General features: G+C 69.1%; 19 protein-coding genes. 6 read left to right on the plus strand and 13 right to left on the minus strand.

Features of this window, described 5'->3' with window-relative positions; genetic code table 11:
- Nucleotides 1–24: 24 nt before the first annotated feature.
- From VGN45_RS13430 to VGN45_RS13460, 7 genes are read right to left on the minus strand one after another with little or no spacing between them, the layout of a single operon-like run.
- Nucleotides 25–900 (minus strand): farnesyl diphosphate synthase, encoded by an 876-nt coding sequence (locus tag VGN45_RS13430; RefSeq protein ID WP_327463710.1) that lies wholly within the window; start codon nt 898–900, stop codon nt 25–27.
- A 32-nt stretch (nt 901–932) separates the two neighbouring features.
- Nucleotides 933–1,283, minus strand: coding sequence for a tRNA-binding protein (locus VGN45_RS13435; RefSeq protein WP_327463319.1), 351 nt, complete (start codon nt 1,281–1,283; stop codon nt 933–935).
- Complete coding sequence (locus tag VGN45_RS13440; RefSeq protein ID WP_327463321.1) at nt 1,280–1,531, minus strand: exodeoxyribonuclease VII small subunit; 252 nt, start codon at nt 1,529–1,531, stop codon at nt 1,280–1,282. The genes VGN45_RS13435 and VGN45_RS13440 overlap by 4 nt, the downstream gene beginning before the upstream one ends.
- A gap of 47 nt (nt 1,532–1,578) precedes the next feature.
- A complete protein-coding gene (locus VGN45_RS13445) occupies nt 1,579–1,740 on the minus strand; it encodes a hypothetical protein (RefSeq protein WP_327463323.1) in 162 nt (53 codons plus the stop codon).
- A complete protein-coding gene (locus tag VGN45_RS13450; RefSeq protein WP_327463325.1) occupies nt 1,724–1,957 on the minus strand; it encodes a hypothetical protein in 234 nt (77 codons plus the stop codon). The genes VGN45_RS13445 and VGN45_RS13450 overlap by 17 nt, the downstream gene beginning before the upstream one ends.
- Nucleotides 1,954–2,604: a histidine phosphatase family protein gene (locus tag VGN45_RS13455; RefSeq protein WP_327463327.1), complete on the minus strand. Its 651-nt coding sequence runs from the start codon at nt 2,602–2,604 to the stop codon at nt 1,954–1,956. The genes VGN45_RS13450 and VGN45_RS13455 overlap by 4 nt, the downstream gene beginning before the upstream one ends.
- A gap of 49 nt (nt 2,605–2,653) precedes the next feature.
- Complete coding sequence (locus VGN45_RS13460; RefSeq protein ID WP_327463329.1) at nt 2,654–3,574, minus strand: histone deacetylase family protein; 921 nt, start codon at nt 3,572–3,574, stop codon at nt 2,654–2,656.
- A gap of 65 nt (nt 3,575–3,639) precedes the next feature.
- On the opposite strand from VGN45_RS13460, the gene VGN45_RS13465 reads away from it, so the two are divergent.
- From VGN45_RS13465 to VGN45_RS13485, 5 genes are all read left to right on the plus strand, one after another.
- Nucleotides 3,640–4,170, plus strand: a complete 531-nt coding sequence (locus VGN45_RS13465) for a GNAT family N-acetyltransferase (RefSeq protein ID WP_327463331.1) — start codon at nt 3,640–3,642, stop codon at nt 4,168–4,170.
- A 14-nt stretch (nt 4,171–4,184) separates the two neighbouring features.
- Nucleotides 4,185–4,478, plus strand: coding sequence for a nucleotidyltransferase family protein (locus tag VGN45_RS13470; RefSeq protein WP_327463334.1), 294 nt, complete (start codon nt 4,185–4,187; stop codon nt 4,476–4,478).
- A 37-nt stretch (nt 4,479–4,515) separates the two neighbouring features.
- On the plus strand, nt 4,516–4,821 hold the full coding sequence (locus VGN45_RS13475) for a DUF86 domain-containing protein (protein ID WP_327463336.1): 306 nt from the start codon (nt 4,516–4,518) through the stop codon (nt 4,819–4,821).
- Nucleotides 4,821–5,999 carry a VWA domain-containing protein gene (locus tag VGN45_RS13480; protein ID WP_327463338.1) on the plus strand — a complete coding sequence of 393 codons (1,179 nt, stop codon included), beginning with the start codon at nt 4,821–4,823 and terminating at the stop codon, nt 5,997–5,999. The genes VGN45_RS13475 and VGN45_RS13480 overlap by 1 nt, the downstream gene beginning before the upstream one ends.
- A gap of 64 nt (nt 6,000–6,063) precedes the next feature.
- Entirely contained in the window at nt 6,064–6,651 is a 588-nt protein-coding gene (locus tag VGN45_RS13485; RefSeq protein ID WP_327463340.1) for a hypothetical protein, read from the plus strand.
- 3 nt (nt 6,652–6,654) lie between these two features.
- On the opposite strand, the gene VGN45_RS13490 is transcribed toward VGN45_RS13485, so the two are convergent.
- From VGN45_RS13490 to VGN45_RS13510, 5 genes are all read right to left on the minus strand, one after another.
- The gene (locus VGN45_RS13490; protein ID WP_327463342.1) at nt 6,655–6,834 is read right to left on the minus strand and encodes a CsbD family protein; all 180 of its coding nucleotides are present in this window, start codon (nt 6,832–6,834) and stop codon (nt 6,655–6,657) included.
- 66 nt (nt 6,835–6,900) lie between these two features.
- Nucleotides 6,901–7,374, minus strand: a complete 474-nt coding sequence (locus VGN45_RS13495; protein ID WP_327463344.1) for an NUDIX domain-containing protein — start codon at nt 7,372–7,374, stop codon at nt 6,901–6,903.
- Nucleotides 7,371–8,414, minus strand: a complete 1,044-nt coding sequence (locus VGN45_RS13500) for a sensor histidine kinase (RefSeq protein WP_327463346.1) — start codon at nt 8,412–8,414, stop codon at nt 7,371–7,373. Before VGN45_RS13500 ends, VGN45_RS13495 begins: the two co-directional genes overlap by 4 nt.
- On the minus strand, nt 8,411–8,836 hold the full coding sequence (locus VGN45_RS13505) for a response regulator (RefSeq protein WP_327463348.1): 426 nt from the start codon (nt 8,834–8,836) through the stop codon (nt 8,411–8,413). The genes VGN45_RS13500 and VGN45_RS13505 overlap by 4 nt, the downstream gene beginning before the upstream one ends.
- The gene (locus VGN45_RS13510; RefSeq protein WP_327463349.1) at nt 8,833–10,365 is read right to left on the minus strand and encodes a sensor histidine kinase; all 1,533 of its coding nucleotides are present in this window, start codon (nt 10,363–10,365) and stop codon (nt 8,833–8,835) included. The genes VGN45_RS13505 and VGN45_RS13510 overlap by 4 nt, the downstream gene beginning before the upstream one ends.
- A 119-nt stretch (nt 10,366–10,484) precedes the next feature.
- Here VGN45_RS13510 and VGN45_RS13515 point away from each other — a divergent pair, with 119 nt between their 5' ends.
- Nucleotides 10,485–11,192 (plus strand): hypothetical protein, encoded by a 708-nt coding sequence (locus tag VGN45_RS13515; protein WP_327463351.1) that lies wholly within the window; start codon nt 10,485–10,487, stop codon nt 11,190–11,192.
- Between the two features lie 10 nt (nt 11,193–11,202).
- Here VGN45_RS13515 and flhA read toward each other — a convergent pair whose 3' ends face one another.
- Nucleotides 11,203–13,293, minus strand: a complete 2,091-nt coding sequence (flhA, locus tag VGN45_RS13520; protein ID WP_327463712.1) for a flagellar biosynthesis protein FlhA — start codon at nt 13,291–13,293, stop codon at nt 11,203–11,205.
- Nucleotides 13,294–13,295: the final 2 nt, after the last annotated feature.

A 13,295-nucleotide genomic window follows, 5' to 3' on the forward strand; every position in this document is an offset into this window, starting at 1 on the left:
GCGCGAGGGGGAACCGCAGCGCCGTCAGCGGCTGCGCGTCAGCACATGGTCCACGCTGGCCCTCAGGATCTCGGCGTCGTGGCCGAAGACCTCGAGGTGCGACCGCGCCTGATCCGCCAGATGCGCCACCCGAGTGCGGGCCTGATCCACCCCCAGCAAGGTCACGAAATTGGTCTTGCCCAAGGCCGCGTCCTTGCCGCCAGCGGCCTTGCCCAGGGCTTCGGGATCGCCCTCCACGTCCAGCAAGTCGTCGACGATCTGGTAGGCCAGACCCACGTCGTGGGCGAAGCTGAGCAGGGCGTGGCTGGGCGTCTCGCCGGCCTGGGCAAGGATCAGCGGGATCTCGAACGCATAGGCGAACAGGGCGCCGGTCTTCAGACGCTGCATGCGGGCCACGCCGCCCAGGTCGTCGCGGACGCCAAGCAGGTCGATCATCTGGCCGCCTGCCATGCCCCGCGCGCCCGACGCCAGCGACAGCCGCGCCGCCAGCTCACACCGGATGGCCGGATCGTCGTGGGTGTCCTCGTCCAGCAGGATGTCGAAGGCGGCGGTCTGCAAGGCGTCGCCGGCCAGCACCGCCGTCGCCTCGTCGTAGGCGCGATGCAGGGTCGGACGCCCGCGACGCAGATCGTCATCGTCCATGCACGGCAGATCGTCGTGGACCAGGGAATAGGCGTGCACGCATTCCAGCGCACAGGCGGCCCGCAGAACCGGCCGTTCCTCCAGGTCGAACAGCCGCGACGCCTCCAGCGCGAAGAAGGGCCGCAGACGCTTGCCCGGCCCCAGCGCCGCATAGCGCATCGCCTCCGTCAGGCGGGATTCCGGCCCGTCGGCGCGCGGCAGCAGCTCATCGAGCGCCACGGTGACCAGGTCGGCCACCTCGGCCACCCGATCCAGCACCCCCTGCTCGGGCGAGTTGGCGGCCAGCGCGGTCAAAACAGCTCCCCGCCCACCACGGCGTCACGGTCCACCCCGACCAGAACCACCTCGCCGTCGGCGTCGGGAAAGCCCAGGGTCAGAACCTCGGACATGAACGGCCCGATCTGGCGCGGCGGAAAGTTCACCACCGCCGCCACCAGCCGCCCGCGCAGCTCCTCGACCGCATAATGGCGCGTGATCTGGGCTGAGGACTTCCTGACCCCGACGTCGGGACCGAAGTCGATCTTCAGCTTGAACGCCGGCTTGCGGGCCTCCGGAAACGGCTCGGCCTCCAGCACCCGACCGACGCGGACGTCGACCTTCAGAAAGTCGTCGTAGTCGATCAAGGCGGCCGGCGTGGTCATTGGCCGAAGTCGGCCGGGGCCGTGCCGGTTGGGCGGCCGTCGGCGCCCAGCACGACCTTTTCGACGCGCAGCTGCGCCTCCTTCAGGCGCGACTCGCACAGCGCCTTCAGCCGCGCGCCCTCTTCGTACAGGGACACGGCCTCCTCCAGCGGAGCCTGGCCGGACTCCAGCCGCTGCACCAGCGATTCCAGACGCGTCAGCGCGGCTTCGAACGACAGGTCGGCGTCGGCAGGGATCGGATCGGTCATCGCGTCGGAACCTAGAGCCCGCCCGCGATCGCTTCAACGGCGAAGCGTCACTTCGCCTTGGACAGTCGTTCGGCTTCCTTCATGGCGTCGATCTCGGCGGTCAACCGATCGACGCGCCGCTTGGTCAGCACCCCGAAAAAAGCGAACACGAAGCCGCCCGCAGCCAGCATGTAGCCGAAAAAGGTCAGGGCTTCAGTGTTGATCTGCATCGTCGGATCCTTCAGGCGCAATATAGATCGCTAGGGCATGCAGCGCCAGACCGACGGCGAACAGCAGGGCGTTGATCTCAGAGAGTTGAAAGCGGCCGTCCAGCGCGCCGATGCCGGCTCCGGCGGCCAAACAGCCGTAACCATAGGCCGTGATGATCTTCGCAAAGGCCGTCTGTCGCGCCTGGTTCTTGCGCCGCTCGCGCTCCTGCCACGTCATCCCCGCCGCTCGTAGCGACGCTGGCTCCAGTATTTGAAGCCCTGGTTGTGGACCAGCACCCAGCCGTTGGCCTTCAGCCGTTTGCCGACCATATGGTTGAAGTATCCGTGGGCGAGCACCAGCACGTCCTCGCCCGCCTCGGCTCGCGCGATCAGCTTGCGGGCGGCCTGGTCGGCGCGGACCTTGGCCTCGCGGTGCGTCTCTTCCTGGTGGTGCCGGTCCGACAGGCGCCACCAGATGCGCGACACCACGCCCCACCAGCGCGGCGACAGTTTGATCGCGTCGGGCAGGTCCGGCGGCGGCAGGGGCGCCTCGATGAACAGGGCGTCGGACATCACCTCCCGCCCGGCCGCGACGGCGGCGGCGGTCTCCTGCGCGCGCTGGCGCGTGGAGGCGTAGATGGCCCCCGCGCCCTCGGCGGCGGCGACCAGTTCCGCGGGCGGCGTCTGGCCGGCCAGCAGGCCGCCCACCTCATACTTGGCCCACCAGTCCTTGTACTGGCGCGCCGTGATCAGACACTTGCGCGACAGGGCCGGCTCGCCGTGTCGGGTCAGGGTGATCGAGCCCGGTCGCGGCGGCGCCGACGCCGTCGGAACGGCGGGCGTGGGCGCGGCGACGGGGCGGGCGATCGGCTCCTGCACGGTCATGATCCGCGGACGGCGACGGGGCCGGCGTCAGGCCGGTCGGCGCGCATCCTCATTCCTCCCCCAGAGCCTGGACGTGGGCGACGGCGGACCGGCCCAGTCCCTCAAGGTCGTAACCGCCCTCGAGCGACGACACAATCCTGCCGCCGCAGACGCGCCGCGCCACCTCCGCCACCGCCCGGGTGGCCCAGGCGAAGTCCTCCGCCTCCAGGCTCTGGTGCGCCAGCGGATCGCGCCGATGGGCGTCGAAGCCCGCGGAAATCAGGATCAGGTCCGGCCCGAGCGCCTCCAGCGCCGGCATCAGCCCGCCTTGGAAAGATGCCCGCCACGACTCGCGGGCCTCATGCGGGGCGACCGGCACGTTGACCACATTGCCGACCCCGGTCTCCGACGCCGCCCCGGTGCCGGGATAGAGCGGCATCTGGTGGATCGAGCCCAGGAACAGCGTCGGATCGGCCTCCACCGCCGCCTGGGTGCCGTTGCCATGGTGGACGTCGAAGTCGACGATCGCCACCCGCCCCAGTCCCGCCGCCTGCGCCGCCCGCGCAGCGACCGCGACGCTGGAGAACAGGCAGAACCCCATGGCCCGGTCCGGCTCCGCATGATGTCCCGGCGGCCGCACGGCGCAGAAGGCGCGCGTGATCTCTCCCACAGCCACACCCCGCACTGCGTCGATGACCGCGCCCGCCGCCAGCCGCGCCGCGCGCACGCTGCCGGGCGACAGCACCGTGTCCGGGTCCAGCGCCCGCATGCCGTCGTCGGGCGAGGCGTCCAGAATCCCTCGCACGAAATCGGCCGGATGCACCCGCTCCAGATCGGCGACCGCCGCCTCCGTCGCCGCGCGGCGGTCGCGGTCCAGCCCGGCGTCGGCCAGGGCGTCCAGCACGGCGGTCAGGCGGGCGGGCCGCTCCGGGTGCCCCTCGCCCGTCGCATGGCGGATCATGTCCGGGTGGGTGAAGATCGGCACGGCCATCGCGCCAGCATAGGCGCCGACTCGCCCCCCTGTCGCGCCTCACGTGTTCCGGCTAAAGCGCCGCCATGCCCGCCGACGCCCTGATCCGCCCCGCCCGCCCCGAAGACGCCGAGGCCCTGGCCCGGCTGGGACGGCGCACCTTCATCGACACCTTCGTCACGGGCTTCGGCATTCCCTATCCGCAGGCGGATCTGGCGGCGCACCTCGACAAGACCTTCGGCGTCGAGGCCACCCGCACCGCCCTGGCCGAGCCCGGCGCCGCCTGGTGGGTGGCCGACCGCGAGGGCGACCTGCTGGCCTTCGCCAACGCGGGTCCCAACGGACTGCCGCATCCAGACGCGCGGCCGACCCACGCCGAACTGCGCCGCCTCTACGTCGACCGCTCCGCTCAGGGTCTGGGCCTCGGCACGGCGCTCCTGACCCGCGCTCTGGACTGGATGCAGGCCCACACAGACGGCCCCCTGTGGATCGGGGTCTGGAGCGGCAATCTGAAGGCTCAGAAGCTCTACGCCGCCCATGGGTTCGAAAAGGCGGGGGAGTATCAGTATCCCGTCGGCGCCTGGCTGGATGACGAGTTCATTCTGCGCCGGGTCTGAGTTATTCTCGGACCATGACCCGAGACGAACTTCTGGCGAAGTTGCGCGCGTTGAAGCCTTGGTTGGAGGACCAGGGTCTTTCCCGCGTCAGACTTTTCGGGAGCTACGCACGCGACGAGGCGGGCCCTGCGAGCGACGTCGATCTCTTGGTGGAGGTCAGCCGGCCGCTGTCTCAGACTTGGGGCGTCTACGACGTCGAGGAAATGCTGGCCCGCAGCCTAGGCCTAAAGGTGCAACTGGTTTTTGAGGACAGACTGACCAATCCATACATCCGGCACACGGCGGAGCGCGACGCCGTTGTGGTCTGATCCCCGCGATGCTGCCCATGTGCACGAAATGCATGGCGTGCTCGCCGACATCTCGGCCTTGATCGAAGATCAGGATCGCGACGCCTTTCTCGCCGACATCTCGCGACCCCACGCGCTGGCGATGCACTTCATTCGCCTTGGAGAGGCGGCGAACCGGGTCGGTCGCGATACATGGTCGGCCTACCCCCAGATCGCTTGGCAGAAGATGGCGAACCTGCGGCATCTGATCGCCCACGAGTACAAGATCGTCGATCACGCAGAGCTCTGGACAATCGCGACCGTCCACGTGCCGCAGTTGCGCGATGCGCTTCCGAAGCCGCCGCCGCCGTCCGAGCTGTTCTGATGCTCCTCCCCTTCTTCACCGCCCTGCGCGACGCCAAGGTGCCCGTGTCGATGAAGGAGTGGCTGCATCTCATGCAGGCCATGGACCGGGGCGTGGCGTCGGGCCGGGTCGACGACTTCTACCACCTGTCGCGCGCGGTGCTGGTGAAGGACGAGAAGCACTACGACCGCTTCGACCAGGTCTTCGCCAAGGTGTTCGCCGGCGTCGAGACGGTCGGCCCCGACGAGTTGGCCCCGGCGGAGATTCCCGAGGACTGGCTGAAGCTGCTCACGGAAAAATACCTCACCGACGAGGAGAAGGCGCAGATCCAGGCGTTGGGCGGTCTCGACGCCCTGATGGACACCCTGCGCAAGCGGCTGGAGGAACAGCAGGGCCGGCACCAGGGCGGCAGCAAGTGGATCGGCACCGGCGGCACCAGCCCCTTCGGCCACGGCGGCTACAATCCCGAGGGGGTCCGCATCGGCGGCCCCGGGCGTCACGGCCGCGCGGTCAAGGTCTGGGAGAAGCGCGAGTACCGCAACCTCGACGACTCCGTCGAACTGGGCACCCGCAACATCAAGGTGGCGCTGCGCCGCCTGCGCCGCTTCGCGCGCCAGGGCACGCCCGACGAGCTGGACATGGACGCCACGATCGACGGCACGGCGCGCCAGGGCTGGCTGGACATCCACATGCGGCCGGAGCGGCGCAACACGATCAAGGTGCTGCTGTTCCTCGACGTCGGCGGGTCGATGGACGGTCACATCAAGCTCTGCGAGGAGCTGTTCTCCGCCGCCCGCACCGAGTTCCGGCACCTGGAGTTCTTCTACTTCCACAACTGCCTTTACGAGGGCGTCTGGAAGGACAACCGGCGGCGTCATTCGGAAAAGACGCCGACGTGGGAAGTGCTGAACAAATACCCCGCCGACTGGCGCGCCATCTTCGTCGGCGACGCGACGATGAGCCCGTATGAGGTCACCATGCCCGGCGGCTCGGTCGAGCACTGGAACGAGGAGGCGGGAGCCGTCTGGCTGAAGCGGGCGACGCAGCAGTGGGACCGCATCGCCTGGCTGAACCCCTCGCCGGAGCGCTACTGGGGCTATTCCGCCTCCATCGGGATGATCCGCGAACTGGTGGACGAGCGCATGTATCCTCTGACGCTCGACGGGTTGGACAAGGCCATGCGCGCTCTGTCGCGCTGATCGTCAGGTCGCGTCAGTGGGCATGGACCGCGTTGCGCCTATGGTGACGTCGGGAGGTTGAACCATGATCCTGCTGATCGCCGCGCTTCTCCTGGCCGTACAGGATCCGCCGACGGGAGAGGTGATCGCCACCGCCCCGCCGCGCCCGGCGACGGGGATCCCGCTCCCGCCTTCATCGAGGCCGGAGCCGCCAAGGTCGGCGATCGATCAAGGAAGTTACGAAGCGGTGTTCGGCCCCAGCCCGCTCGCAACGCCGGCTGACGACGAGTCCCGCGACGTCGGCGATGATCTTTGGGACGCCTTCGACGAAGCCGTCGGCGCCCCTGCACCGCGGGGCCGGTTGGCCTTTGGTCAGCACGCCGAAGCCAGGCCTCTGCCGGAGGAGGCCTTGTCCGACCCCGTCCCCTACGCCGCCCAGAAATGTCGGCCTGACGTCCGGCCAGCGGACGAGGACGTCGCCGACTGCTTCGACCGCATCGACCGCGCGGTGCGGGATGAGCAGGACCGTCGCGCCGCATCCCAGCGCCCGCGCGTCCTCTGCGAGAACACCCAGTCCCGAAGCGACGACGGCCGGACGTCGTCGACGTCCGGCCGCTGTTCCGTCGGCACGGGCGATCCTACCCTGCTCGACGACCTCTTGGATTTCGACTGAGGCTCAGTGCTTGTCGCGCAGGGCGTCCTTGACGCCGCCGACGGTGTTCTGGACCTTGCCTTCCACCTGATCGGCGCGACCCTCGGCCTTCAGCTTCTCGTCGCCGGTCATCTTGCCGACGGCTTCCTTGATGTTGCCGCCGGCCTGCTTGGCGGCGCCTTCGACGCGGTCATGATCGGGCATGGGGAGCTCCCTGTCTGACGGCGCCAACAAGGCGCCGCTTCGGCAAGGAAAGCGTGTCGCTTGCCTTCATCGTTCCATATGGCCGCGCTTGTTCCGGTTTCTCAGCCACTTCGCCACCGCCCAGGCGTGGGCGTCGTGCCTCAACTCGCTCAACGCGCGAGCGGGGTCCAGCCAGACCAGCTCATGATCCGCCTCTACTTTCGCCGAGGGGTTCTCCGCGACCACCGACGCCGTCCAGAAGCCGCCGACGTTGTGCACCGGCCCGCCGTCCGACTTACGGAAAAGCTGGCCCGCCTCGGCGAAGCGCTCGCCGGGGTCGACCGAGAGCCCCGTCTCCTCCACGAACTCTCGCGCAAGCGCCTCGGCCTCGGTCTCGTCGCCGTCCACCGCGCCGCCCGGCAGGTCGAAATAGCTGGCCTCGCCGCGGTCCACGCGCACGCAGGCGATCAGCCCGTCGCGCTCCACGATGCCGAAGGCCGTCGGCCGCTCGCGGTACGACAGACCCGGCTCCGCCTGTCCGAACTGCAGCCGAGGCGTCAAAGGTCGAAGGCCAGCCGCGCGCGCACGCCCTTGTGCTCGGCGTCGAACTCCAGCGCGCTCTTCAGCCCGCCGGCCATGGCGGCGATGATCTTGCGGCCCAGGCCCGTGCCCTTGGGCTTGTCGTCGGCGGGGATGCCCGGCCCGTCGTCCTCGACCGTCAGCAGGGCCCGCCCGTCCCCGGCCTTGGCCAGGATGACGCGGATCTCGCCGCCCTGCCCGGGGGCATAGGCGTACTTGGCGGCGTTGGTGACCAGTTCCGACACGATGACGCCCAGCGACACCGCCTGGTCGGTCGAGACCGTGATCGGCTCGACCTCCAGCCTCAGGTCCGGCGAGGTCCCGTCCGGCCCCAGCGACTTGGAGAGTTCGTCGATCAGCCCGCGCAGGTATTCGTCCAGCGCCACCGTCGCCATGTCGCCCGAGGTGTAGAGGCGGCGGTGCACGTGGGCCACGGCCTCGATCCGCACCTGCGCCTCGCGCAATGCGGTCCGCGCGCCCTCGTCCTTCAGCTGCCGGGCCTGAAGCGAGATGAAGCTGGACACCAGCTGCAGCGAGTTGCCGACGCGGTGGTTCACCTCACGCAGCATGGCCTCGGCCCGGTCGCGCGCGGCGGCCACCTCGGCCTGGGCCTGCTCGTTCTCTCGCTGCAATCGTCGCCGGTTCAGCGCGTCGTCGGCGGCGTTCCGCAGCAACGACGTGAAGTCCTCCGACACGTCCTTGATGACGTAGTCGGCGGCGCCGGCGCGCAACGCGGCGACCGCCAGGGCCCCTTCCTGGGCGCCCGTGACGTAGACCACCGGCGGCGCGTCCGGCAGTGCGATCATTTCCGGAAGGACGTCGATCCCGTCCCGGCCAGGCATGTAGTGGTCCAGGGCGCAGACGTCCCAGCCGCCCTCGGCCATCAGGCGTAGGCCCTCGTCGCCGTCGCCCGCGCAGACGACGTCGTATCCGTGACGGCCCAGCTCCTTCTGCACGAGCCGCGCCAGCGCGCGGTCGTCGTCGATGTAGAGCAGCCTTATTGGGCGCTTCAGCTCGATCACTCGATCTCCGGCGCCTGCATCACCGACAGGAACAGCCCCAGCTGCCGGATCGCGTCCGCGAAGCTCTCATAGTCCACGGGCTTTGTGATGTAGACGTTGCAGCCGAGGTCGTAGCAGCGCTGGATTTCCACCTTGTCGTCCGTGGTCGTCAGGATCACGACCGGCGCGCGCTTCAGGCGCTCGTCGCCCTTCACCTTCTGCAGGATGTCGGTGCCCGACATGTCCGGCAGGTTCAGGTCCAGCAGAATCAGCAGCGGCCCGTTGGCCTTCACCTCGTCCGAGAACAGATAGTCCAGCGCCGAACCGCCGTCGTCGAAATGGGCGATCTCGTTGGAGATGTTGGCCCGCCGGATGTTCTTCTCGATGAGCCGGGCATGGCCGTGGTCGTCCTCGACCATCACGATCCTGACGGGGCTGTTCATGCGAGGTCTCCGGACGCGGTCACTGCAAGCCTTCTGGGCAATATCAGCGAAAAGGTCGAGCCCTCTCCGGCGACGCTCTTCACCTGCACGTCGCCGCCCAGGCGGCGCGCGCCGTTGCGGACGAAAGCCAGGCCCAGCCCCTCGCCCGGGCGGTCCTGCTTCCCGGCGCGGCGGAACAGCTCGAAGATGCGCTCTAGATCGCGCTCGGCGATGCCCCGCCCGTTGTCCACCACGTCGATCTGCACCATGCCGTCGGGGCGGATCCGACCCTCGACGCGGATTCGGCCCGGCCTCGCAGGATCCAGATACTTGACGGCGTTGTCGATCAGATTGCCGATCAGCTGCTCGACGGTCAGACGGTCGCTGTCCACCGGCGGCATGTCTCCGACCTCGATCTGGGCGCCCTGGGCGTCCGTCTGATGATGCACGGCCTTGGCGGCCTGCTCGGCCAGCGCCTTCAGGTCCAGGCGTTCCGGATGCAGCGCCCTGCGCCCGTCGCGCGACAGGCGCAGGATGGCGTTTATCAGCCGGTCCATCTTCTCCGTCGAGGCGCGGATGAAGCCGATCGCCTCGGGCACGTCCTCCCGGACCGCGACCAGCGCCTCTCTCTCGATCAGCTTCGGCGATTTGCTCTCCACCAGCGTCATCTGCCGGTCGATCACCAGCCCCGCCTGCTGCAGTTCGGAGGTGTAGCCCATGACGTTCACCAGCGGCGCGCGCAGGTCGTGGCTGACGATGTAGGCGAAGCGCTGGATCTCCTCATTGGCCCGCGTCAGGGCCAGGGTCCGGTCCCGCACCTCGTTCTCCAGCCCGGCGTTCAGTCGATCCAGTTCCATCTGCTTGCCGCGCATTTCGGCGATGTAGGTCCGCACCAGCCAGCCGATGACCAGCGCCAGGGCGATGATCATCACGCTGGAGACCCCGTTCATAAGCGCGATCGTCCGCAAGGCGCCGCCCGCCCGGGCCTCCGCGGCGGTCAACCGATCGCCGGATATTCCGTCCACGGCGTTCACCGCGGTCTCCAGCCGATCGGTCAATGCCTGCCCTTGCCCAGTCGACACGATCCTGACGGCGTCCGCGACGCGCCCGTTTCGCGCCAGGTCCAAGGTGACGCCGAGCTCCGAAGTCTTGCCCCGCACCGCATCGACGATCTCGGCCACGTGAGGCGCCAGTTCGGGATCGGTCCCGGCGTCGAGCGCCAGAGCCGACACGCCTTGCGTCACCGCCGCGATGGACTCCACGGACGCATCCAGGGCCAGGGGATCGCCCGTCAGCAGATGCGCCCGCTGCGCCGTTTCCGCAGCCAGAACGTCGATCAGAACGCTTCGCGCGGCGCGCCGGACAGCTTGGGCCCTTTGCACTTCGCCGTCGAACTTCTCGGCCCGGTCGATGAGGACAAGCGCCGTCACGTTCACCGCCAGCATCAGCGCGAGCGCCGCCATCAACAGCAACACGACCCGGCGGCCGAAGCCGGGGGTGTTCAGGAAGTGCCGAAAGGCGTCGAGTCTGGCGCGGAGGTCGGCGGACATGGCGGCGGAAGATCGTCGCCGCGACGCGCGAAGTCCAGTCGCCTGAACGGTGAACCTTCGCCGAACGCCGGGATTAAGCCTATAGAACCGTAAAGTCCGAGGCACTGGGGAGCGACGGCATGGTCTGGTGGTGGTGGATCGTCCCGTCGGCGGCGGCGGTTCTGGGCGTGATCTTTCTGTTCAGCGGCCTGGGCTCTCTGTTCCGCGGGCGCTTCATCTCGGGCGGCCTCGGCGCCGTGGGCGGCGGGGGCCTGCTGGCCGCCGCGGCGATCGCGACCCTGCTGGGCCTGAACGTCCAGACCTATTCGCGCCTGACCTACGAACGCCCCGTCGCCGTCATCCGCACCAAGCAGCTGGGCCCCCAGTATTTCGAGGCGACCGTCACCCAGCCCGCCGCGGGCGAGGCGGCCGAACCGGTCGTCGGCGTCTATCCCATGCACGGCGACGAATGGCGGCTGGAGGCGCAGGTTCTGCGCTGGAAGCCTTGGGCCAACGTGCTGGGCCTCGACACCCAGTATCGCCTCGACCGCCTGTCCGGCCGCTATCAGACCGCCGAGCAGGAGCGCACGGCGATCCGCAGCGTGCACGAGATCGAGGGCGGCGCGCCCCAGGTGGACGTGCCGTGGTCGCTCAGCGCCTGGGACACGGCGCGCAAATACCGGCGCTGGGTGGATCCGGTGGACACCCTGTACGGCGGCGGCGCCTACATGCCGATGGCCGACGGGGCCGAGTACGAAGTCTGGATCACCCAGTCCGGCCTGATCGCCCGCCCCACCAACGCCGCGGCGCGCACGGCGTCGTCGGGGGGGTGGACGGAGGTGGAGTGAGCCCGGCGGCCTAGACGCTCCCCACCGTCCGCAACCGTGCGCGGGGATGCACCTCGTTCTGGCTCATCACCGTCGTCTGGCCGCGAAAGCGTTCGATGATCGACCGGACGTAGGGCCGGATCTGCGGCCCGGTCAGCAGCACCGCCGTCTCGCCCGCCATCGCCGCCCGCTCGAAGGTGTCGCGCACGGCCCGGATGAAGTCCTGCAGCCGCGACGGCGCCATGGCCAGCTGCCGGTCCTCGCCCTGCCCGACCAGGCTCTCGGCGAAGGCCTGCTCCCATTCCGGCGACAGGGTGACGATCGGCAGGGCGCCGTCGTCGCCGCGATGCTGCCAGCACAGCTGACGCGCCAGCCGCGTGCGGACATGCTCGACCAGTCCGGTCACCGACGCGGTGTGCGGCGCGGCCTCCGCCAGGCCTTCGAGGATCGAAGCCAGGTCGCGGATCGACACCTTCTCGCGCAGCAAGGTCTGCAGAACGCGTTGCAGCGTCGTCACCGTCACGACCGTCGGGATCAGCTCGTCGACCAGCTTCTTCTCCTCGCCCTCCAGCCCGTTCAGCAGTTTCTGCACTTCGGCGTAGGACAAGAGGTCGGCCATGTTCTCCTTCAGTATCTCCGTCAGGTGCGTGGTCAGCACCGTCGACGGGTCCACGATGGTGTAGCCGCGGAACGTCGCCTCTTCCCGCAAGCCCTCGTCGATCCAGGTGGCCGGCAGGCCGAAGGCCGGCTCCCGCGTGTGCTCGCCCGGCAGCTCCACCTGACGCCCGGCCGGGTCCATGGCCAGCAGCTGACCCAGCCGCACCTCGCCGGTCCCGGCCTCCATCTCCTTGATGCGGATGGCGTAGCCCTGGGTGCCCAGCCGCATGTTGTCCAGGATGCGCACCGCCGGCATGACGAAGCCGTACTCCTGGGCCAGCGAGCGCCGAAGCGCCCGCACCTGGTCCGTAAGCCGCCGCCCCTCCAGCTCGTTGATCAGCGACAGCAGCGAATAGCCCAGCTCGATCTTCACCTCGTCGATGTTCAGGGCCGTCGCGATCGGCTCCTCGACGTCCTCGCGCGGCTTGGTCGCCCCAGCGTCCGTCTCGACCGGCTTGGGCCTCAGCTTCTCGCGCCCCAGCTTCCACGCCATGAAGCCAGCCCCGATCGACAGGGCCGCGAACGGTAGCAGCGGCATGCCCGGGATCAGGCCGATCAGGCCCGCCGCGCCCGACACCACGCCCAGCGACACCGGATTGGTTGCGAGTTGCTGGACCAGCGCCTTGTCCGCCGACCCCTCGACGCCCGCCTTGGACACCAGGAAGCCCGCGGCGATCGACACGATCAGGGCCGGCACCTGGGTCACCAGACCGTCGCCGACCGTCAGCAGGACATAGCTGTTCGCCGCGTCGCCCGCCGCCATGCCGTGCGACAGCACGCCGATCAGAATGCCGCCGATGGCGTTGATGGCCGTGATGATCAGGCCCGCCACGGCGTCGCCGCGCACGAACTTCGACGCGCCGTCCATGGCCCCGAAGAAGGTCGATTCCTGCTCCAGCTCCTTGCGGCGCAGCTTGGCCGTGTCCTCGTCGATCAGGCCGGAAGACAGGTCGGCGTCGATCGCCATCTGCTTGCCCGGCATGGAGTCCAGGGTGAAGCGGGCCGACACCTCGGCGATGCGGGTCGAACCCTTGGTGATGACGACGAAGTTCACCACCAGCAGGATGATGAAGATGATGATGCCGATGATGAAGCTGCCGCCCATCATCAGGCTGCCGAACGCCTGGATCACCTGACCGGCGCCGTCCGGTCCCTCATGACCGTGACTGAGCACCAGGCGGGTGGACGCCAGATTCAGGCCCAGCCGGAACAGGGTCGAGACCAGCAGCACCGTCGGGAAGATGGCGAAGTCCAGCGGCCGCTTCATCAGCAGCGCCGTCATCAGGATCAGCACGCTGGACACCAGCGAGATGGCCAGCAGCAGATCCAGCAGGAACGGTGGGATCGGCAGGATCAGCAGCATGACGATGCCGATGACGCCCATCGCCATCAGCACCTCGCCGCGCGCGAACCAACCGCGCACGTCCCGCCCGGTCGGTCGCGCCATGCCGTCGCGCATCATCATCG

It is taken from the genome of Brevundimonas sp. (assembly GCF_035999125.1).
GTDB lineage: Bacteria > Pseudomonadota > Alphaproteobacteria > Caulobacterales > Caulobacteraceae > Brevundimonas.

What these genes read in the sequence shown, in the direction of transcription:
- VGN45_RS13435 (WP_327463319.1), bottom strand. Translation starts at nt 1,283, where the DNA reads ATGACCACGCCGGCCGCCTTGATCGACTACGACGACTTTCTGAAGGTC.
- VGN45_RS13440 (WP_327463321.1), bottom strand. Translation starts at nt 1,531, where the DNA reads ATGACCGATCCGATCCCTGCCGACGCCGACCTGTCGTTCGAAGCCGCG.
- VGN45_RS13445 (WP_327463323.1), bottom strand. Translation starts at nt 1,740, where the DNA reads ATGCAGATCAACACTGAAGCCCTGACCTTTTTCGGCTACATGCTGGCT.
- VGN45_RS13450 (WP_327463325.1), bottom strand. Translation starts at nt 1,957, where the DNA reads ATGACGTGGCAGGAGCGCGAGCGGCGCAAGAACCAGGCGCGACAGACG.
- VGN45_RS13455 (WP_327463327.1), bottom strand. Translation starts at nt 2,604, where the DNA reads ATGACCGTGCAGGAGCCGATCGCCCGCCCCGTCGCCGCGCCCACGCCC.
- VGN45_RS13460 (WP_327463329.1), bottom strand. Translation starts at nt 3,574, where the DNA reads ATGGCCGTGCCGATCTTCACCCACCCGGACATGATCCGCCATGCGACG.
- VGN45_RS13465 (WP_327463331.1), top strand. Translation starts at nt 3,640, where the DNA reads ATGCCCGCCGACGCCCTGATCCGCCCCGCCCGCCCCGAAGACGCCGAG.
- VGN45_RS13470 (WP_327463334.1), top strand. Translation starts at nt 4,185, where the DNA reads ATGACCCGAGACGAACTTCTGGCGAAGTTGCGCGCGTTGAAGCCTTGG.
- VGN45_RS13480 (WP_327463338.1), top strand. Translation starts at nt 4,821, where the DNA reads ATGCTCCTCCCCTTCTTCACCGCCCTGCGCGACGCCAAGGTGCCCGTG.
- VGN45_RS13485 (WP_327463340.1), top strand. Translation starts at nt 6,064, where the DNA reads ATGATCCTGCTGATCGCCGCGCTTCTCCTGGCCGTACAGGATCCGCCG.
- VGN45_RS13490 (WP_327463342.1), bottom strand. Translation starts at nt 6,834, where the DNA reads ATGCCCGATCATGACCGCGTCGAAGGCGCCGCCAAGCAGGCCGGCGGC.
- VGN45_RS13505 (WP_327463348.1), bottom strand. Translation starts at nt 8,836, where the DNA reads ATGAACAGCCCCGTCAGGATCGTGATGGTCGAGGACGACCACGGCCAT.
- VGN45_RS13510 (WP_327463349.1), bottom strand. Translation starts at nt 10,365, where the DNA reads ATGTCCGCCGACCTCCGCGCCAGACTCGACGCCTTTCGGCACTTCCTG.
- VGN45_RS13515 (WP_327463351.1), top strand. Translation starts at nt 10,485, where the DNA reads ATGGTCTGGTGGTGGTGGATCGTCCCGTCGGCGGCGGCGGTTCTGGGC.
- flhA (WP_327463712.1), bottom strand. Translation starts at nt 13,293, where the DNA reads ATGATGATGCGCGACGGCATGGCGCGACCGACCGGGCGGGACGTGCGC.